The 19,157-nt window shown below is 64.1% G+C and carries 16 protein-coding genes; 11 read left to right on the top strand and 5 right to left on the bottom strand.

What is annotated here, in order from left to right; all coding sequences use genetic code 11:
* Window positions 1-30 precede the first annotated feature (30 nt).
* The 4 genes from rsmA to ACVWZT_RS06800 are packed head-to-tail and all read right to left on the bottom strand — an operon-like array spanning window position 31 to window position 5,915.
* A complete protein-coding gene (rsmA, locus tag ACVWZT_RS06815; protein ID WP_457468698.1) occupies window positions 31-831 on the bottom strand; it encodes a 16S rRNA (adenine(1518)-N(6)/adenine(1519)-N(6))-dimethyltransferase RsmA in 801 nt (266 codons plus the stop codon).
* Window positions 828-1,817 carry a 4-hydroxythreonine-4-phosphate dehydrogenase PdxA gene (gene pdxA, locus ACVWZT_RS06810; protein WP_296234640.1) on the bottom strand — a complete coding sequence of 330 codons (990 nt, stop codon included), beginning with the start codon at window positions 1,815-1,817 and terminating at the stop codon, window positions 828-830. The genes rsmA and pdxA overlap by 4 nt, the downstream gene beginning before the upstream one ends.
* On the bottom strand, window positions 1,814-3,133 hold the full coding sequence (surA, locus tag ACVWZT_RS06805) for a peptidylprolyl isomerase SurA (protein ID WP_457468697.1): 1,320 nt from the start codon (window positions 3,131-3,133) through the stop codon (window positions 1,814-1,816). The genes pdxA and surA overlap by 4 nt, the downstream gene beginning before the upstream one ends.
* Window positions 3,114-5,915 (bottom strand): LPS-assembly protein LptD, encoded by a 2,802-nt coding sequence (locus ACVWZT_RS06800; RefSeq protein ID WP_457468696.1) that lies wholly within the window; start codon window positions 5,913-5,915, stop codon window positions 3,114-3,116. The genes surA and ACVWZT_RS06800 overlap by 20 nt, the downstream gene beginning before the upstream one ends.
* 130 nt (window positions 5,916-6,045) lie before the next feature.
* Between ACVWZT_RS06800 and ACVWZT_RS06795 the strand changes: the two genes are divergently transcribed.
* Genes ACVWZT_RS06795 through ACVWZT_RS06785 form a run of 3 tightly spaced genes read left to right on the top strand, consistent with a single transcriptional unit; the run spans window position 6,046 to window position 8,502 of the window.
* Window positions 6,046-7,065 (top strand): aminoglycoside phosphotransferase family protein, encoded by a 1,020-nt coding sequence (locus tag ACVWZT_RS06795; protein ID WP_457468694.1) that lies wholly within the window; start codon window positions 6,046-6,048, stop codon window positions 7,063-7,065.
* Window positions 7,062-7,733, top strand: a complete 672-nt coding sequence (gene murU / locus ACVWZT_RS06790; RefSeq protein ID WP_296234634.1) for an N-acetylmuramate alpha-1-phosphate uridylyltransferase MurU — start codon at window positions 7,062-7,064, stop codon at window positions 7,731-7,733. Before ACVWZT_RS06795 ends, murU begins: the two co-directional genes overlap by 4 nt.
* A gap of 1 nt (window position 7,734) precedes the next feature.
* A complete protein-coding gene (locus ACVWZT_RS06785; protein WP_457468692.1) occupies window positions 7,735-8,502 on the top strand; it encodes a TerB family tellurite resistance protein in 768 nt (255 codons plus the stop codon).
* A 36-nt stretch (window positions 8,503-8,538) separates the two neighbouring features.
* Here the strand turns inward: ACVWZT_RS06785 and ACVWZT_RS06780 are convergent, their stop codons facing one another.
* Window positions 8,539-9,531: an alpha/beta hydrolase family protein gene (locus ACVWZT_RS06780; RefSeq protein ID WP_457468691.1), complete on the bottom strand. Its 993-nt coding sequence runs from the start codon at window positions 9,529-9,531 to the stop codon at window positions 8,539-8,541.
* Between the two features lie 95 nt (window positions 9,532-9,626).
* On the opposite strand from ACVWZT_RS06780, the gene ACVWZT_RS06775 reads away from it, so the two are divergent.
* The 8 genes from ACVWZT_RS06775 (at window position 9,627) to ACVWZT_RS06740 (ending at window position 19,127) form a co-directional block, all read left to right on the top strand.
* A complete protein-coding gene (locus tag ACVWZT_RS06775) occupies window positions 9,627-12,014 on the top strand; it encodes a PAS domain-containing sensor histidine kinase (protein WP_296234630.1) in 2,388 nt (795 codons plus the stop codon).
* 7 nt (window positions 12,015-12,021) lie between these two features.
* The gene (locus ACVWZT_RS06770; RefSeq protein WP_296234752.1) at window positions 12,022-12,654 is read left to right on the top strand and encodes a response regulator; all 633 of its coding nucleotides are present in this window, start codon (window positions 12,022-12,024) and stop codon (window positions 12,652-12,654) included.
* Window positions 12,655-12,949: 295 nt separating this feature from the next.
* The gene (locus ACVWZT_RS06765) at window positions 12,950-14,074 is read left to right on the top strand and encodes an ABC transporter ATP-binding protein (RefSeq protein WP_296234629.1); all 1,125 of its coding nucleotides are present in this window, start codon (window positions 12,950-12,952) and stop codon (window positions 14,072-14,074) included.
* A gap of 40 nt (window positions 14,075-14,114) precedes the next feature.
* Complete coding sequence (locus ACVWZT_RS06760; protein WP_457468689.1) at window positions 14,115-15,149, top strand: ABC transporter substrate-binding protein; 1,035 nt, start codon at window positions 14,115-14,117, stop codon at window positions 15,147-15,149.
* Between the two features lie 60 nt (window positions 15,150-15,209).
* The gene (locus ACVWZT_RS06755; RefSeq protein WP_144170299.1) at window positions 15,210-16,457 is read left to right on the top strand and encodes an ABC transporter permease; all 1,248 of its coding nucleotides are present in this window, start codon (window positions 15,210-15,212) and stop codon (window positions 16,455-16,457) included.
* Between the two features lie 11 nt (window positions 16,458-16,468).
* Window positions 16,469-17,296: an ABC transporter permease gene (locus tag ACVWZT_RS06750; protein ID WP_296234624.1), complete on the top strand. Its 828-nt coding sequence runs from the start codon at window positions 16,469-16,471 to the stop codon at window positions 17,294-17,296.
* 341 nt (window positions 17,297-17,637) lie between these two features.
* Complete coding sequence (rpe, locus tag ACVWZT_RS06745) at window positions 17,638-18,312, top strand: ribulose-phosphate 3-epimerase (protein ID WP_289131808.1); 675 nt, start codon at window positions 17,638-17,640, stop codon at window positions 18,310-18,312.
* Window positions 18,309-19,127: a phosphoglycolate phosphatase gene (locus ACVWZT_RS06740; RefSeq protein WP_457468685.1), complete on the top strand. Its 819-nt coding sequence runs from the start codon at window positions 18,309-18,311 to the stop codon at window positions 19,125-19,127. The genes rpe and ACVWZT_RS06740 overlap by 4 nt, the downstream gene beginning before the upstream one ends.
* Window positions 19,128-19,157 lie beyond the last annotated feature (30 nt).

Here is a 19,157-nt window from a genome sequence, read left to right as displayed (position 1 = left end):
CGGGCCATGCTCGCGAACAGGCCGATCCAGTCAGGCTTGCTGGTCGGCCAGCTGGTCAGCCAGGCGCACGAAGGCCGCCAGGTCCAGCTGTTCAGGGCGCAGGCTACCGTCCACACCTGCCGCCTCGATGGCTGCGCTGTCGAGCAGGCCCTTCATGGTGTTGCGCAGGGTCTTGCGGCGCTGGTTGAACGCCTCGCGTACCACGCGCTCCAGCAGTTGCGCATCCTTGGCGGGATGTGGCAACACTTCATGCGGCACCAGGCGGACGATCGCCGAGTCCACTTTCGGCGGCGGGTTGAAGGCGCCAGGGCCGACATTGAACAGGTGCTCGACCCGGCAGTGGTACTGCACCATGATCGACAAACGTCCCCAGTCGCCACCGCCAGGGCCGGCGGCCATGCGCTCGACCACTTCCTTCTGCAGCATGAAATGCATGTCGCGGATCAGCCCGGCGTGGCTGAGCAGGTGGAAGATCAGCGGGGTGGAGATGTTGTAGGGCAGGTTGCCCACGACCTTGAGGCTGCGCGGTGGTACACCCAGCTGGTTGAAATCGAATTTCAGCGCGTCGCCTTGGTGCAGGCGGAAGTTGCTGCGGCCGGCGAACTTGTGCTGCAGGATCGGCACAAGGTCCTTGTCCAGCTCCACTACGTCCAGCTGTGCGCCGCTGCCCAGCAGGCCTTCGGTCAGGGCGCCCTGGCCCGGGCCGATTTCCAGCAGGTGTTCACCGGCCTTGGCGTTGATGGCGCGCAGGATGCGGTCGATGATGCCGGCGTCGTGCAGGAAGTTCTGACCGAAGCGCTTGCGCGCCCGGTGTTGGTATTGCTCGTTCATGGTCGGTTCTCGGCCATCTGGTAGGCGGTGTCCAGCGCGACGCGCAGGCTGCCAGTGTCGACCTTGCCGGTGCCGGCAAGGTCCAGGGCGGTACCGTGGTCAACCGACGTGCGGATGATCGGCAGGCCCAGGGTGACGTTCACGGCTGCGCCAAAACCTTTGTACTTGAGTACGGGCAGGCCCTGGTCGTGGTACATCGCCAGCACTGCGTCGCAGTGCTCCAGATACTTGGGGGTAAACAGGGTATCGGCCGGCAGCGGCCCGCGCAGGTCCATGCCCTCGGTACGCAGGCGGGCCAGGGTCGGCTCGATGATGTCGATTTCCTCGCGGCCCAGGTGGCCACCTTCACCCGCGTGCGGGTTGAGGCCGCACACCAGGATGCGCGGGTTGGCAATGCCGAACTTGTCGCGCATGTCTGCATGCAGGATACGGGTCACACGTTCGACGCGCTCGGCAGTGATGGCGTCGGCAATGTCGCGCAGCGGCAGGTGTGTGGTCACCAGGGCCACGCGCAGGCCGTGGGTGGCCAGCATCATCACCACCTGCGCGGTGTGGGTCAGTTCGGCGAGGAATTCGGTATGCCCGGAAAAAGCGATGCCGCTCTCGTTGATGACGCCCTTGTGCACCGGGGCGGTGATCATCCCGGCGAAATGCCCGTCCAGGCAGCCTTGCCCGGCGCGGGTCAGGGTTTGCAGCACGAAGGCGGCATTGGCCTTGTTTAGCTGGCCAGGCACTACCCGGGCCGCCAGGGGCGTGTCCCAGACGTACAGGCTGCCCGCCGGTGCCGGCTGTTCGGGCCATTGGCCTGGCGCTACCGGCAACAGCTTGACGACCAACCCCAAGCGCGCGGCCCGCTCGGCGAGCAGGTCACGGCTGGTGATGGCGATCAGGGGGTGCGGTTGGGCGTCTGCGGCGAGCAGCAGGCACAGGTCGGGGCCTATGCCGGCTGGTTCGCCGGGGGTGACGGCGAAGCGCAGGGGCTTCACGGGGCAGCCTGGTCAGCGCCAGGCAGCTTGATTTCAACGTAGGCTTCGTCGCGAATCTGGCGCAGCCAGGTTTGCAGCTCTTCGTCGTACTTGCGGTTGCGCAGTACGCTCAGGGCCTGCTGTTCGCGAGCTTGCTCTGTGCTGTCGGTGGCGCGGCGGCCCAGCACTTCCAGGACATGCCAGCCGTACTGGGTCTTGAACGGACGGGTGACTTCGCCTTGGGTGGCGTTGGCCATCTGCTCACGGAACTCCGGTACCAGGCTGTTCGGGTCCACCCAGTTGAGGTCGCCGCCATTGAGCGCCGAACCCGGGTCTTCCGAGAAGCTCTTCGCCAGTTCGCCGAAGTCTTCGCCGTTCTTGATGCGCTCGTACAGGCGCTCGGCCAGTTGCTCGGTGGCCGCTTCGCTGCGGATTTCGCTCGGCTTGATCAGGATGTGGCGCACGTGCACTTCATCACGCAACACGTTCTCGCTGCCGCCTCGCTTCTCTTCGAGCTTGAGGATGATGAAGCCGTTGGGAATGCGGATCGGCTGGGTGATTTCGCCAACCGGCATGCTGCTGAGCATCTTGGCGAAATCCGGCGGCAGCTGGCCGGCTTTGCGCCAGCCCATCTCGCCGCCTTCCAAGGCGTTTTCGCTGGCCGAGTTGGCGATTGCCATCTGCCCGAAGTCGGCGCCCTGACGCAGTTGCTGGTACAGGTCACCGACCTTGCGCGCAGCTTTCTGGATGTCTTCCGAGCTGGCCGCTTCCGGGGTCGGGATGAGGATGTTGGCCAGGCGGTACTCTTCCGACATCTGCATCTTGCCGAGGTCGGAGTTGAGGTAGTTCTTCACTTCCTGCTCGGACACCTGGATGCGCTCGGCCACGCGGCGCTGGCGCACGCGGCTGATGATCATCTCGCGCTTGACCTGCTCGCGGGCGTCGTCGAACGACAGGCCGTCACGGGCCAGGGCCGCGCGGAACTGGTCCAGCGACATGCCATTGCGCTGGGCAATGGTGCCGATGGCCTGGTTCAGCTCTTCGTCGGTGATGCGGATGCCGGAGCGTTCGCCGATCTGCAACTGCAGGTTCTCGACGATCAGGCGCTCCAGCACCTGCTGCTCCAGGGCACCCGTCGGCGGCACGCCGCCGCCACGTTTGGCGATGGTCTGCTGCACCTCGTGGATGCGCTGGTCCAGCTGGCTTTGCATGACCACGTCGTTGTCGACGATGGCCACTACCCGATCAAGGGGTTGCACCGCGGCATGCACCGCGCCACTCAGCAATGCGACGCCCAGCAACGCTGGGCGCAGTCGATCAATAAGCTTGGTCTTCACGTTCACGGTAACCTTGAATGCCTTCGTCGAGGAAAGACTCGACCTTGTTGCCGACTACACCACCGAGACCCTTCAGGACGATCTGAAGGAAGATGCCATGGTCGCCTTTTTCGTTCGTCGGAAGCGCCTGGCTGAAGTCGTCGTAGTCCAGCCAGTAACGGTTGATCAGGCGCAGCTTCCAGCAGCAGTTGTCGTATTCGAAACCGCCCATGGCTTCCAGGGTACGGTTGCGGTTGTAGTCATGCTGCCAGCGCGCGATGACGCTCCACTGTGGAACGATCGGCCAGATGACCGAGAAGTCATGCTGCTGGATCTTGTAGTAGTCCTTGATGTAGTTCGGGCTACCCGGGACGCCGTAGTCGCCACCGCCCACTTTCCAGGTACCGGTCGCGGAGTCGTAGGAGATGGTGTCGTTACGGTAGCGATAACCGAGGTTGACCACCTTGTTCGGGTTGTCTTCAGGCTGGTAGTGGAACATCGCGCTGCCCGAACGGGTGCTGCGGCTGTCCGGGTCCCAGTTGAAGTCCGAATTGAAGCGCCAGTCGCGGTTGAAGAAGTAGTTGTAGACCAGGGCGTACGGCGATACGTCGGACTGTGCATCGTCGCGGGTGCGGTAGTCGATGCCCGGCAGCTGGACCTTGCGGTCCTTGAAGTAGTACGCCTGGCCAATGCTGAAGTTCTGGCGTTCGAAGCCATTGTCCTCGATCCAGCGGGTGGTCACGCCCAGCGACAGCTTGTTCTCGTCACCGATGCGGTCGGTGCCGCTGAAGCGGTTGTCACGGAACAGCGAGTCATAGCTGAACAGGGTTTCACCCGAGTCGAACAGCGGGATGTCCTTCTGGTCCTCGTACGGGACGTACAGGTAGTACATGCGCGGTTCAAGGGTCTGCTTGTAATTGGTGCCGAACAACGACGTCTTGCGGTCGAAGTAAAGCCCGCTGTCCACGCTGAAGATCGGGATATCGCGGTTCAGCGAGCTGTTGTAGCTGCCGTACGCCGGGTTGGCCGACTGCGCGATTGCCTGGGCCTTGCCCTGGCTGTCCAGATCCAGGTCGTAATGGGTGTACGCATACTTCAGCTTGGGGGTCAGGAAGCCGTAGCTGGCCTCCATCGGCAGGCTGATCGACGGTGCCACATTGAAGCGGTTGCCGTTGGCACGGGCAATACCGCTGACGTTCTGGTCGAGGCGACGGCCTGCTGCACCGGCGGAGAAGTCCGGGTTGCCGTCCTTGTCGAATACGAAGTCGTCTTTCAGGTCACGATCGAAGCGGACTGCTTCGGTTTCGTAGGCGATGTTGAGCCCACCTGGTTCGTACGGCAGCTTACCGTTGAAGGTGATCTGCGGCAGGCGATCATACGGGGTGATCCTCGAGATGGTCGCCATCTCGTAGGCATGCACGTTCAACCGCGCGGTGTAGCTGTCACCACGGTAGGTCAGCGCGCCCTGCTGGTTCAGCAGGTCCTGGGATTCAACACCAATCTGGTCGGTTTCCAGGTCCTGGAAGTAGAACGGGTCGCTGATGTCGGTGTAGTCCACCTCGGTCATCAGGCGCTCGTTCAACCCACCCTTGTGCTGCCAGTTGGTCATCCAGCGCTGTTCTTTGTAGTCAGTCTGGTCTTTGCGGTCGTCGCTCTTGTCGTTGAGGTACGCACCACCGAACTGGCCTTCGCTGGAAGGCGTCAGGTAGCGGAACTCGCCTTCCATCAGCAGGCCGCGCTTGGTCATGTAGCGCGGGTACAACGTGGCGTCGTAGTTCGGCGCCAGGTTGAAGTAGTACGGCGTGACCAGCATGAAGCCGGTGTCGCTGGTGCTGCTGAACGATGGCGGCAGGAAACCGGACTGGCGACGGTCGTCGATCGGGAAATAGATGTACGGTGTGTAGAACACCGGGAAATCCTTGACCCGCAGCGTAACGTTGGTCGCGGTACCGAAACCGGTGGCCGGGTTCAGGGTGATGTTGTTGCCCTTCAGCTGCCAGGCGTTGCTGCCCGGTTCGCAGGTGGTGTAGGTACCATCCTTGAGGCGGATGATGGCGTTTTCGCCACGCTTGGCGTACAGGGCACTGCCGCGGATGTGCGACTTGTGCATCACGTATTCGGCGTTGTCGACCTGGGCTTCGCCGGTGTCGAGCTGGATCTGCGCCTCGTCACCGACGACCAGCGAACCGTTGTCACGGATCCTGACGTTGCCCTTGAGCTCGCCACGGTTTTCGGTCTGGTAAAGGTTGGCCTCGTCCGCCTCGGCCTGCATGCTGCCCTGGCGCATGACCACGTCACCGGCGAGGGTAGCGATCTGCTGCTCCTGCTGGTACTTGGACACCTTGGCGTTGATGTAGGTCGGCGACTCGTCCTTCGGCGTGGTGTCGGCCATGCCCGGGCGGGTTGGCTCGATGTACGCGCCACCACAGTACGGGCCGGTTTCGGCCAGCTGCGCAGCAGTGAGCTTTTCTCGCGGTACCCAGTCCAGGTGGCTGTAGTCTTCGCTGCGCGACTTCAGGGCACGGCCCTTGGCTTCGGTGACCAGCATCGGCCGGTCCGCCGTTTCGCCTTCGCTCGCGGCTTCGGTACCGGTGCTGACGGCAGCGCCCTCATGCACGGGGCGCGGCGGCAGGTTGTTGACTGGGGTCTTGGGCTTGCAGTCCCAACCACCGGAGGCGGACACTTGGCAGTCGAACTGTTCGGCTGCCACCACGTAAGACGTGGCCAGAGGTTGCAGGGCCAGCAGACCGCCGGTTACCAGCAACGGAAACTTTCTACGAAACGCGGGGGATTTCAATGCCATCTTATTAGTCCGGGCTTCCTGCGTGCCATCTGCCCGCGTGTGGGGCCGCACGCCTCTCGATGGTCTGAAAAAGATGCTGGATAATAAAGCATGACCCGCTTGACGGCTAGGGCCGTCGGAGACCCTTGTAATGCCTGAACACGATGTACGCCTGCAACAACTGTCGGTCTGGCTCGATGAGCAGCTCAAAGATCTTTTCCGGAAAAACGCCTGGGGCGAAGTGCCCGACGGCAGCCTGACCGCGGCCAGCAGCGACGCCAGCTTCCGGCGTTATTTCCGCTGGCAGGGCGCCGGGCACAGCTTCGTGATCATGGATGCGCCACCGCCACAGGAGAATTGCCGACCGTTCGTCGCCATCGACCACCTGCTGGCCAGCGCCGACGTGCACGTGCCGCTGATCCACGCCCAGGACCTGGAGCGCGGCTTCCTGCTGCTGGGCGACCTGGGCCAGCAGACCTACCTCGACATCATCAATGCCGACAACGCCGATTGCCTGTTCAGCGATGCCATCGACGTCCTGCTGGCCTTCCAGCGCCTGCCGATGGAGGCGCCACTGCCCAGCTATGACGACGCCTTGTTGCGCCGCGAAGTCGAGCTGTTCCCCGAATGGTACGTGGGCCGTGAGCTTGGCCTGGCCTTCAATGACGCCCAGCAAGCCGCCTGGCAGCGTGTCAGCCAGCTGCTGATCGATAGCGCCCTGGCCCAGCCCAAGGTGCTGGTGCACCGCGACTACATGCCGCGCAACCTGATGCAGAGCAGCCCCAACCCTGGTGTGCTGGACTTTCAGGACGCGGTCTATGGCCCGGTCACCTACGACATCACCTGCCTGTTCAAGGACGCCTTCATCAGCTGGCCTCAGGCGCGGGTCGAGGGCTGGCTGCGTGATTACTGGCAGAAGGCGCGGGCTGCCGGTATCCCGGTGCAGGCTGACTTCGAGGCATTCCAGCGCGCCAGCGATCTGATGGGGGTGCAGCGTCACCTGAAGGTGATCGGCATCTTTGCCCGTATCTGTCACCGCGATGGCAAACCTCGCTACCTGGGCGACGTGCCGCGTTTCTTCGCCTATATAGAAGAAGTGATCGGTCGTCGGCCCGAATTGGCGGAGCTGGGCGAACTGATTGCCCAGTTGCAGGCCGGAGCGCGTGCATGAAGGCAATGATCCTGGCAGCGGGCAAAGGTGAGCGCATGCGGCCGTTGACCCTGCATACGCCCAAACCGTTGGTGCCGGTCGCGGGCCAGCCGCTGATCGAGTATCACCTGCGCGCCCTGGCGGCGGCGGGCATCCGCGAGGTGGTGATCAACCACGCCTGGCTTGGCCAGCAGATCGAAGACCACCTGGGTGATGGCAGCCGTTTCGGCCTGAGCATCCGCTATTCGCCGGAAGGCGAGCCGCTGGAAACCGGCGGTGGCATCTTCAAGGCCTTGCCACTGCTGGGGGATGCGCCGTTCCTGCTGGTCAACGGTGATGTCTGGACCGACTATGACTTCACGAAGTTGCAGGCGCCCTTGCAAGGCCTGGCTCACCTGGTCCTGGTCGATAACCCGGGCCACCATGGGCGTGGTGACTTTCGCCTGGTCGATGGACAGTTGGTCGATGGCGATGATGCGCCTGGCACGCTCACCTTCAGCGGTCTCTCTGTGCTGCACCCGGCGTTGTTCGAGGGCTGCCAGCCTGGTGCCTTCAAGCTGGCGCCGCTGCTGCGCCAGGCCATGGCGGCGGGGCAGGTCAGTGGCGAACACTACCGCGGGCGCTGGGTGGATGTCGGCACCCTCGAACGCCTGGCCGAGGCCGAGCGCCTGATCGGCGAGGGTGCCTGAAATGTGGTGGCCAAGCACGGTGATTGGCGCTGGTGCCGGCTTTGCCGTCGCCAGTATTCCCGGCGCTCTGCTCGGCGCCTTGCTCGGGCAGTTTATCGACCGCCGCCTGCGTTTGCAGGGCTGGGACGACCTGCGTGAACGCCTGGGCGGGCGCCCGGCCTTGCAGGACGATGAGTTGCTGTTCGTGATGCTCGGTCGTCTGGCCAAGTGCGATGGCCGGGTGGCCGAGCAGCACATCCAGCAGGCGCGTCAGGAAATGGTGCGCCTGGACCTGGCCGAAGAGGCGCGGTTGCGCGCAATTGCCGCGTTCAACCGCGGCAAGGCCGGCAAGGACCGGCTGAGCGGGCACCTGCGGCGCATCCGCCAGCAGCCACATGCGGCGGAAGGCACCCTGCGCGCCTGCTGGCGCATGGTCTGGGCCGACGGCAAGATGGGCAACAAGGAACGCGAACTGCTGCTGGACTGGGGGCAGAAACTGGGCCTGAGCCGACGCCAGGTTCAGGCCATGTCGCTGGAGTACGAGCCGCGCAAGGCTGCCGGTGCGCGTGAGGCGCCCATGACTTATGCGGCTGCGCTGCGGCTGTTGGCGGTCGAGGCGGACACCGAGGGCGACAAGGTCAAGCAGGCCTATCGTCGGCTGGTCAGCCGTCACCACCCAGACAAGCTGGCGGGCACGGGGGCGAGCGAGGCACAACTGCGTGAGGCGACCGAGCGCACCCGCGAGTTGCACCAGGCCTATGCCTTGATCCGCAAGCGGCGCGGCCTGTAAAGGGCAGAGCAGCCTTTTAGCGACACACGGCCGCTCCTACAGGCTCATCCACCCCCGCACCCGGCGGAACAGCTGCTCCTGTTCAGCCGCCCTGTTCCCGGGCATGGCAATCAGCGACAACTGCCGGTACTGGCTGTCCTTTTGCCGCTTGCTGGCTTGCAGGCGCTGCGCGGCCGCGCTGCGGTCAGCGCTGCGGGTAGCGTAGTAAATGTCGGCAGTAGGCACCCTCAAGGTCGGTACCAGGCTTTCCAGGTCATGCTCCACTCGCGCCGGTGTCTGCGCGGCGACCATCACCAGCTTCTGCACCTGTGGTGGCTGCGTTTCGCTCAGGTAACGGGCCGCCCAATAAGCGCCGCTGCCATGGCCGATCAACACGATGCTGCGGGCGTTGTGCTGCTGGGCGAAGGCCACCGCGGCATCCAGCCGCGCAAAAATGCGCGCGGCATCGGCCGGGTCGGTTTGCTCGCTGGCCTGTTCGGCATCGGTGCTTTCTGCCGTGTCGGCATCGGCCGCGGTGGCCTGGGCGACGTTGGCGTTGGCATCGGCCGGCAGGTCCTTGGCTGGAGCGCTTTCGCCCTGTTCTGGTGCCGGCTTGGCAGCCGGCTTGGCTTCGACCCGCGCCTGTGGGCTGTCGGCGAGCAGGTCGGGCAGGCTGATGCTCAGGCTGTGCCAGCCGACATCCGGGAACTTCTGCCGCAGCGGGCCGACCGCGTTCGGCCAATCGGCCGTTTCGCCAGCCCCGGGCACGATGATCACGGCCCCTTGCGGGTCGCTGTCGTTGGCCGGTTTCCACAGTGCCAGGAAGCTGTCGGCACCGCCTTGCAGCGTCTGTTGCTCGGCCTTTGGCACCAGCCGTGCAAGCGCCTGGGCGTCCTCCTGGCTACGCTCCAGCAATGGCGGGCGCGGGGCTGGGGCAGCCGGTGTCTCGCTGGCAGCAGGCGGTTGTTCGGCATCGGCGGCCAGGGCGCCGAATGGAAGGAACGAGGCGAGGCAGCACATTGCCAGCGTCGTGCGATAAAGTGTGGACATGAATCAACCCAAGGCCAGAATGATTCCGGCAGCCTAATAGTATTTGCCCGTGACGGCCATGCCGCATGGCCGCCTTTGCCAAGACGAGCGTGTAGATGAAGCGAGTGCGTCGCCTGTTGGTTATCGGCTGTCTATGGCTGCCCTTGATGGCGTTGGCCCAACCTGAGGCGCAGCCATCGGTGGTGCTGGAGCCTGCGCAACAGCAATGGCTGGACAACCATCGCAGCCTGCGAGTCGGCCTGGTGCTGCAGGCGCCTTACGCCCAGTTCGACCGGCGCCTGCAGCAGTTGTACGGGGCCAATGTGGAGTTGGTCAGCAGCCTGGCACAGGCGCTGCGCCTGGACCTGACCTGGCGCAATTTCGCTGACCAGGCCAGCCTCGAGCACGCCCTGCGGGCGGGTGAGATCGATTTTGCCCCGGGCCTGACCCAGACCCCCGCCAGCCTGCGCCTGTGGTTGTTCAGCGACCCCTACATGCGCGTGCCGCAACTGGTGGTCGGGCCTCGCACCGGGGCCATGGCCGTGGAGCTGGAAAAACTCGAAGCCGAGCAACGTGTGGCGGTACGCATGCCCAGCCAGCTGGCGGACTACCTACGCGCCAACTACAACAACCTCAACCTGCAAGGGGTGCCCAACGAGCGCGAAGCGTTGCAGTTGGTAGTGGGCGGCCAGGCCAGTTTCGCGGTGCTGGATGAAGCCCAGCTCAGCCGCCTGTCGCGCGAGAGTGAATTCAGCGAGTTGGCTGTGGTGGGTGACATCGGCTTGCCACAGTTGCTACGCATCGGTTCCAGGCGCGACTGGCCGCTGCTGGCCGATGTGCTTGAGCGTGGCCTGCAGGCGCTGCCAGCCAAGCAGCTGGAGCAACTGCATCAGCGTTGGCTGCAACCGAAGTACCCACGCCTGAGCGAGTCGACCGGTTTCTGGCAGAACCTGGCCTTGTTGTCCTGCATGTTGCTGTTGTGCGCGCTGGCAACCCTGGTGTGGCAGCGCCGACAGCAGCGCCAGCTGGAGCGCAGCCTGCTGGCCACGCGGGAGAACCTGGCAGAGCGGCAGGTTCGCGAGGAAGCACTGCGCCTGAGCCAGTTCGCCATCGACCAGAGCACGGTGGGCATCCTCTGGGTCAACTGGGACAGCCATGTACGCTACGCCAACCACGCCGCCGAGCGCATGCTGGGGTACGGCGAAGGCGAGCTGCTGGAGCGGCCATTGAGCACCTTCGAACCCAACCTGACCATGGACCGCTGGCTGGAGCTATGGAAGGGCGCGCGCACCGGGGAAGGCGGTGTCGGCCAGTTCGAGACGCGATGCCGGCGGGCCGACCAAAGCCTGCTGCCGGTGGAGCTGTCGCTGAGCTTCCTGCGCTTTCGTGATTCCGAGTATCTGGTGGTCTACCTTGCCGATGTCACCGAGCGCCACCGCGCCCTGGCGGCCCTGCGTGAAAGCGAGGCGCGGCTCAAGGGTATTGCCGGCAACGTGCCGGGGCTGGTGTTCCGCCTGGAGCGCGACCCGGCCGAGGGCGACCTCGAGTTCCCTTATATCAGCGAGGGCAGCGAGGCGCTGGTGGGTTACGCACCCAGCGAGATCCAGCACCCGCAGATGGGCTTGCGCAACCTGGTGCACCCCGACGACCGCGCCGATTATCACCGGGTACAGGACCTGGCCCTGGCCAGCGACCAGGACTGGTCCTGGCAGGGGCGTATTGTCACCCGCCAGGGTGAACAGCGCTGGGCCGACATCAAGGCCAGTACCCGGCGCCTGGCCGATGGCCGGGTGGTGTGGGACGGGGTGGTATGGGACATCAGCCAGGGCAAGCGGGCCGAGTTGGCGTTGGCCAGGTCTCAGGAGCAACTGCGCGAATTGTCGGCCCATCTGGAGAGCGTGCGTGAAGAGGAAAAAGCCCGCATCGCCCGCGAGGTGCACGACGAGCTGGGGCAGATGCTGACCGTACTCAAGCTGGAAGTGTCGATGTGCGAGCTGGCCTTCGCCGAACTGGACCCGGGCCTCAATGAGCGCCTGGACAGCATGAAGCGCCTGATCGCCCAGCTGTTCCAGCTGGTGCGCGACGTGGCTACCGCCTTGCGCCCGCCGATCCTTGATGCCGGCATCGCCTCGGCCATCGAGTGGCAGGCGCGGCGCTTCGAGACGCGCACGCAAATCCCCTGCCTGGTACAAGTACCGGATAATCTGCCCGCATTGAGTGATGCCAAGGCCACCGGCCTGTTTCGTATCCTGCAGGAGGCGCTGACCAATGTGATGCGTCATGCCCAGGCACACAGCGTGGAGATCGAACTGGTGCATGAGCACGGGCAATTGCGCATGACCGTCAGCGACGATGGGCAAGGTTTTTGCCGTGATCAGCCCCGGCCTGCCTCGTTCGGCCTGGTAGGCGTACGTGAGCGGGTGCTGATGCTGGGCGGCAGCATGGCGCTGGACAGTGAACCGGGCGAAGGCACCAGCCTGAGCGTGGCCATTCCGTTGGAGTAGGAGAGCGATCGTGATTCGAGTGCTGGTGGCCGAAGACCACACCATTGTCCGCGAGGGCATCAAGCAGTTGATTGGCCTGGCCAAGGACATGCAGGTGGCGGGGGAGGCAGCTAACGGCGAGCAACTGCTGGAAACCCTGCGCCATACGCCGTGCGAAGTCGTGTTGCTGGATATCTCGATGCCTGGCGTGAATGGCCTGGAGGCAATCCCGCGGATCCGTGCAATGCATGACGCACCGGCGATCCTCATGTTGTCGATGCACGATGAGGCGCAGATGGCGGCGCGGGCGCTGAAAGCCGGGGCGGCGGGCTATGCCACCAAGGACAGCGACCCGGCGTTGTTGCTGACCGCCATTCGCCGGGTTGCCGCAGGAGGGCGCTATATCGACCCGGCGCTGGCCGACCGCATGGTATTCGAAGTGGGCCTGACCGAGTCACGGCCGTTGCATACGCTATTGTCGGAGCGCGAATTTTCGGTGTTCGAGCGCCTGGCCCAGGGCGCCAACGTCAACGACATCGCCCAGCAGCTGGCGCTGTCTAGCAAGACCATCAGCACGCACAAGGCGCGCTTGATGCAGAAGCTGAAGGTGAACTCGCTGGCAGAGTTGGTGAAGTATGCCATGGAGCACAAGCTGGTCTGATTGCGACACAGGGTTCTCACAATTGGCACCGGTCTCTGTGGGAGCGGGTTCACCCAGGAAAGGGCCGGGCTTGCCATGTGCATTGTCCGGGCTGGCCTCTTCGCGGGTGAACCCGCTCCCACAGGCGACGCCACAGGGCGGAGGTGAGCATTCCAAATCCGCCATCCTTGTAGGGGAATCCCTACAACAAATCTTCCATCCGGATGATGGCATTCTCTCAGCACCCCCGATTTCCGGGCGCATACGCCTTCTCTAATCTTTTGCCTACGCAGTCATCCAACAAGAAGGTGCAGGCATGAGCGAGGCGAAGTCGAACGCTGCAACCGGCGAAACGCTGGTCAGCTTCCGTGGTGTGCAGAAGAGCTACGACGGCGAGTCGCTGATCGTCAAGAACCTCAACCTGGATATCCGCAAGGGCGAATTCCTCACCCTGCTCGGCCCGTCCGGCTCGGGCAAGACCACCAGCCTGATGATGCTGGCCGGCTTCGAGACCCCCACCGCTGGTGAAATCCAGCTGGCCGGGCGTTCGATCAACAACGTGCCGCCGCACAAGCGCGACATCGGCATGGTGTTCCAGAACTACGCGCTGTTCCCGCACATGACCGTGGCCGAGAACCTGGCGTTCCCGCTGACCGTGCGCAACCTGAGCAAGACCGACATCAGCGAGCGGGTCAAGCGCGTGCTGAACATGGTCCAGCTTGACGCCTTCGCCAAGCGCTACCCGGGCCAGCTGTCCGGCGGTCAGCAGCAGCGCGTGGCCCTGGCCCGTGCCCTGGTGTTCGAGCCACAACTGGTGCTGATGGACGAACCGCTGGGTGCCCTCGACAAGCAGCTGCGTGAGCACATGCAGATGGAGATCAAGCACATCCACCAGCGCCTGGGCGTGACCGTGGTCTACGTGACCCACGATCAGGGCGAAGCGCTGACCATGTCTGACCGCGTGGCGGTGTTCCACCAGGGCGAGATCCAGCAGATCGCCGACCCACGTACCTTGTACGAAGAGCCCTGCAACACCTTCGTGGCCAACTTCATCGGTGAGAACAACCGCATCAACGGCACCTTGCTGGCCAGCGATGGCAAACGCTGCCAGGTGCAGCTGGCGCGTGGCGAGCGGGTCGAGGCGCTGGCGGTGAATGTCGGCCAGGCCGGCGAGCCAGTGACCCTGTCGATCCGCCCGGAGCGTGTGCGCCTGAACGGCCACAGCGAGCGCTGCGTGAACCGCTTCTCGGGGCGAGTGGCCGAATTCATCTACCTGGGCGACCACGTGCGGGTGCGCCTGGAAGTTTGCGGCAAGGGCGACTTCTTCGTGAAGCAGCCCATTGCCGAGCTCGACCCGGCCCTGGCCGTGGGCGATGTAGTACCCCTGGGCTGGGAGGTGGAGCACGCCCGCGCGCTCGATCCGATTGCCGAAGCCCATTGATGGATTGCTTCACCAACCCTGTACTGTGGAGAGAATAATAATGCGCAAGCAGTTGAAACTGACCGCCCTGGCCCTGGGGCTGTTCGCCGCTGGCCAGGCCATGGCCGCAGACCTGACCGTGGTGTCCTTCGGTGGTGCCAACAAGGCGGCCCAGGTCAAGGCTTTCTATGAACCATGGGAGAAGGCCGGCAAGGGCAAGATCGTCGCTGGCGAATACAACGGCGAGATGGCCAAGGTCAAAGCCATGGTCGACACCAAGAGTGTGTCGTGGAACCTGGTGGAAGTGGAATCGCCAGAACTGGCCCGCGGCTGTGATGAGGGCATGTTCGAAGAACTCAACCCAGCCCTGTTCGGCAACGAGGCCGACTACGTGCCAGGCGCCATCCAGCCCTGTGGCGTGGGCTTTTTCGTGTGGTCCACGGTGCTGGCCTACAACGCCGACAAGCTGAAGACCGCACCCACCAGCTGGGCGGATTTCTGGGACACCAAGAAATTCCCGGGCAAGCGCGGCCTGCGCAAGGGCGCCAAGTACACCCTGGAGTTCGCCCTGATGGCAGATGGTGTCGCGCCGAAGGACGTATACCAGGTACTGGGCACCAAAGAGGGCGTGGACCGCGCCTTCAAGAAGCTCGACGAGCTCAAGCCGAGCATCCAGTGGTGGGAAGCCGGCGCCCAGCCGCCGCAATACCTGGCATCGGGTGACGTGGTCATGAGCTCGGCCTACAACGGCCGCATCGCTGCGGTGCAGAAAGAGAGCAACCTGAAAGTTGTGTGGAACGGCGGCATCTACGACTTCGACGCCTGGGCCATCCCGAAAGGGGCCAAGGATGTCGAGCAGGCGAAGCAGTTCATTGCCTTCAGCGTGCAGCCGGAGCAGCAGAAGATCTACTCCGAGAACATCGCCTACGGCCCGGCCAACTCGAAAGCCGTGAGCCTGCTGTCGGACGAGGTGAAGAAGGACATGCCGACCACGCCTGAGAACATTGCCAACCAGGTGCAGATCGACGTGGCCTTCTGGGCCGACAACAGCGAGCAACTGGAGCAACGCTTCAACGCCTGGGCGGCGAAGAAGTAACAGCCCGGTGTGTGGGGCCGCATGGCGGCCCCTATTTCAGCCTGTATTGCGGAGTTCGCCATGGCCATTGCAGTGCCCCTCAACGAAGGCGCAGGTCCAAGTCTCAAGCAGCGCCTCAAGCACGCCGAGCGGGTCAACCGCTGGAAGGCGCAGGCGTTGATCGCGCCGCTGGCGCTGTTTCTCCTGCTGGTGTTCCTGGTGCCGATCGCGGCACTGCTGTACAAGAGCGTGGGCAACCCGGAAGTGGTTGGCGGCCTGCCGCGTACGGTGGGCGTCATCACCCAGTGGGACGGCAAGAGCCTGCCGGGCGAGGACGTGTACAAGGCGCTGAGCCAGGACTTGGCCGAATCGCGCAAGAACCAGACCCTGGGCGACTTGTCCAAGCGCCTGAACATGGAGCTGGCCGGCTACCGCAGCCTGTTGGCCAAGACCGCGCGGGCGCTGCCATTCAAGAGCGAGCCCGCTTCCTACAAAGATGCCTTGCAGGCGCTCGACGAGCGTTGGGGTGACCCGGCCTACTGGCAGGCGATCCGCCGCAACACCAGCACGGTGACCTCGTTCTACCTGCTGGCCTCGCTCGACCATCGTATCGACGACCTTGGCGAGCTGGCCAAGGCCACCCCTGACCAGGCCATCTACCTGGACATCTTCGCCCGCACCCTGTGGATGGGGGTGGTGATCACTGCCATCTGCCTGGTGCTGGCCTACCCGTTGGCCTACCTGCTGGCCAACCTGCCGACCCGGCAGAGCAACCTGCTGATGATCCTGGTGCTGCTGCCGTTCTGGACTTCGATCCTGGTGCGGGTGGCCGCGTGGATCGTGCTGCTGCAGTCCGGTGGCCTGATCAACAGCGCGCTGATGGCCATGGGCATCATCGACCAGCCGCTGGAACTGGTGTTCAACCGCACCGGCGTGTACATCTCGATGGTGCATATTCTGTTGCCGTTCATGATCCTGCCGCTGTACAGCGTGATGAAGGGCATTTCGCCCAGCTACATGCGCGCGGCGATCTCCCTGGGCTGCCACCCGTTCGCCAGCTTCTGGCGGGTGTACTTCCCGCAGACCTACGCCGGTGTTGGCGCGGGTTGCCTGCTGGTATTCATTCTTGCCATCGGCTACTACATCACCCCGGCGTTGCTGGGCAGCCCGAATGACCAGATGGTCAGCTACTTCGTCGCCTTCTACACCAACACCAGCATCAACTGGGGCATGGCCACCGCGCTGGGTGGGCTGTTGCTGCTCGCGACCGTGCTGTTGTACCTGATCTATAGCTGGCTGGTCGGCGCCAGCCGCCTGCGCCTGAGCTGAGGAGCCTTGTCATGCTGAGCCCTTACATGTCGCCCGTGGAGCGGGTGTGGTTCTACAGCCTGCGTATTCTCTGCGGTCTGATCCTGCTGTTCCTCATTCTGCCGGTGCTGGTAATCGTGCCTCTGTCGTTCAACAGTGGCAGCTTCCTGGTGTACCCGTTGCAGGGCTTCTCGTTGCACTGGTACCAGGACTTCTTCGGCTCCGCTGAATGGATGCGCGCCTTGAAGAACAGCATCATCGTCGCCCCGGCGGCCACGGTGCTGGCCATGGTGTTCGGTACCCTGGCGGCGATCGGCCTGACCCGTGGCGACTTCCCGGGCAAGTCGCTGGTCATGGCACTGGTGATCTCGCCTATGGTGGTGCCGGTGGTGATCATCGGTGTGGCCAGCTACCTGTTCTTCGCCCCGCTTGGCATGGGCAACAGCTTCACTTCGCTGATTCTGGTGCATGCGGTGCTGGGCGTGCCGTTCGTCATCATTACCGTGTCGGCGACCTTGCAGGGCTTCAACTACAACCTGGTGCGCGCGGCGGCCAGCCTCGGTGCCTCGCCGCTGCTGACCTTCCGCCGGGTCACCCTGCCGCTGATTGCGCCTGGGGTCATTTCCGGGGCCTTGTTCGCCTTTGCCACGTCGTTCGACGAGGTGGTGGTGACGCTGTTCCTCGCCGGCCCGGAACAGGCGACCTTGCCACGGCAGATGTTCAGCGGCATCCGCGAAAACCTGAGCCCGACGATTGCGGCGGCGGCCACCTTGTTGATCGCCTTCTCGGTGATACTGCTGCTGACCCTGGAATGGTTGCGCGGGCGCAGCGAGAAGCTGAGGACCCAGCAGCCTGGCTGAAGGTATGTTGCCTGTGCTGGCCTCTTCGCGGCTAAAGCCGTTTGTGCAGCTTTCAATGCCTGCCCGGTCCAGCTGTCTTGCTCAAATGTCCAAAGCTGGCGTTATTCCTGTAGGAGCGGGCTTGCCCCGCGAACACCGGCGCAGCCGGTGCCATCCTCCGCGTCGCCTGCTTCGCGGCACAAGGCCGCTCCCACACGGTACTGCGCTGGCTTCGAGTTGACACTACACCTGTGGGAGCGGCGTAAGCCGCGAAGAGGCCGGTACAGATTGATGCTAATCAGCCCTCATCCGCTTGCCTGGGTTACAATGCGCGCCACCGTGATTCTGCCAACAGGTGCGCCATGCAGCCCTACGCTATTGCTCCCTCCATTCTCTCCGCCGATTTCGCCCGCCTGGGCGAGGACGTCGACAAGGTATTGGCGGCGGGTGCCGACATCGTCCACTTCGATGTCATGGACAACCACTACGTCCCCAACCTGACCATTGGTCCGATGGTTTGCAGCGCCCTGCGCAAGTATGGTGTAACCGCACCGATCGACGTGCACCTGATGGTCAGCCCGGTCGACCGCATCATTGGTGACTTCATCGAAGCCGGCGCCACCTACATCACCTTCCACCCGGAAGCCACGCAACACATCGACCGCTCCCTGCAACTGATCAAGGACGGCGGCTGCAAGGCCGGCCTGGTGTTCAACCCGGCCACCAGCCTGGACGCCCTGAAATATGTGATGGACAAGATCGACATGGTGCTGCTGATGAGCGTCAACCCGGGCTTTGGCGGGCAGAAGTTCATCCCTGGTACCCTCGACAAGCTGCGCGAGGCGCGTGCGCTGATCGATGCCAGCGGCCGCGATATCCGCCTCGAGATCGACGGTGGCGTCAATGTCAACAACATCCGCGAGATCGCTGCCGCTGGCGCCGACACTTTCGTGGCCGGTTCGGCGATCTTCAACGCCCCGGACTACCAGGAAGTCATCGCCAGGATGCGCGCCGAACTGGCCCAGGCGCGCCCATGAGCGGCTTCGAGCAGCTGTTCCCGGGGACGCTGCCCAGGCTGGTGATGTTCGATCTGGACGGTACCCTGATCGATTCCGTGCCAGACCTGGCCGCCGCCGTGGACCGCATGCTGCTCGAACTGGGGCGCCCGCCTGCCGGCCTTGAAGCCGTGCGTCACTGGGTCGGCAACGGCGCCCAGGTATTGGTGCGCCGGGCGCTGGCCGGGGGCATCGACCACGCCACGGTGGACGACGCGCTGGCCGAGCAGGCATTGGCGCTGTTCATGGACGCCTATGCCGAAAGCCACGAGCTGACCGTGGTCTACCCCGGCGTGCAGGAAACCCTGCGCTGGCTGCACAAGCAGGGCGTGGAGATGGCGCTGATCACCAACAAGCCCGAACGTTTCGTCGGCCCGCTGCTGGACCAGATGAAGATCGGCAAATACTTCCGTTGGATCATCGGCGGCGACACCCTGCCACAGAAGAAGCCGGACCCGGCGGCGCTGCTGTTCGTCATGCAGATGGCCGGTGTTACCCCGCAGCAATCGCTGTTCGTCGGCGATTCGCGCAGTGACGTGCTGGCGGCCAAGGCGGCTGGTGTGCAGTGTGTGGGCCTGAGCTACGGCTATAACCACGGCCGGCCGATCCACGACGAAGCCCCCAGCCTGGTGATCGACGACCTGCGTGCACTGCTGCCCGGTTGCGCAGACCCAGCCACTGGGATAACGTTGGCGGACCTTCAAGCCTCACAAGACAGAGAGTCCACCGTGGCGGTTACTGGCAAGTTCTGGATGAAAGTCATCAAGGCCCTGGCCCGTTGGCGTTGGCGCGCCTGACTTCTGCCTGCCGGCGCGTGCCGGCCTGTC

This window comes from Pseudomonas sp. TE21394, from assembly GCF_054057835.1.
The sequence above is the reverse complement of the archived record's forward strand: the minus strand, read 5'-3'. Positions and strand labels throughout refer to the sequence as shown.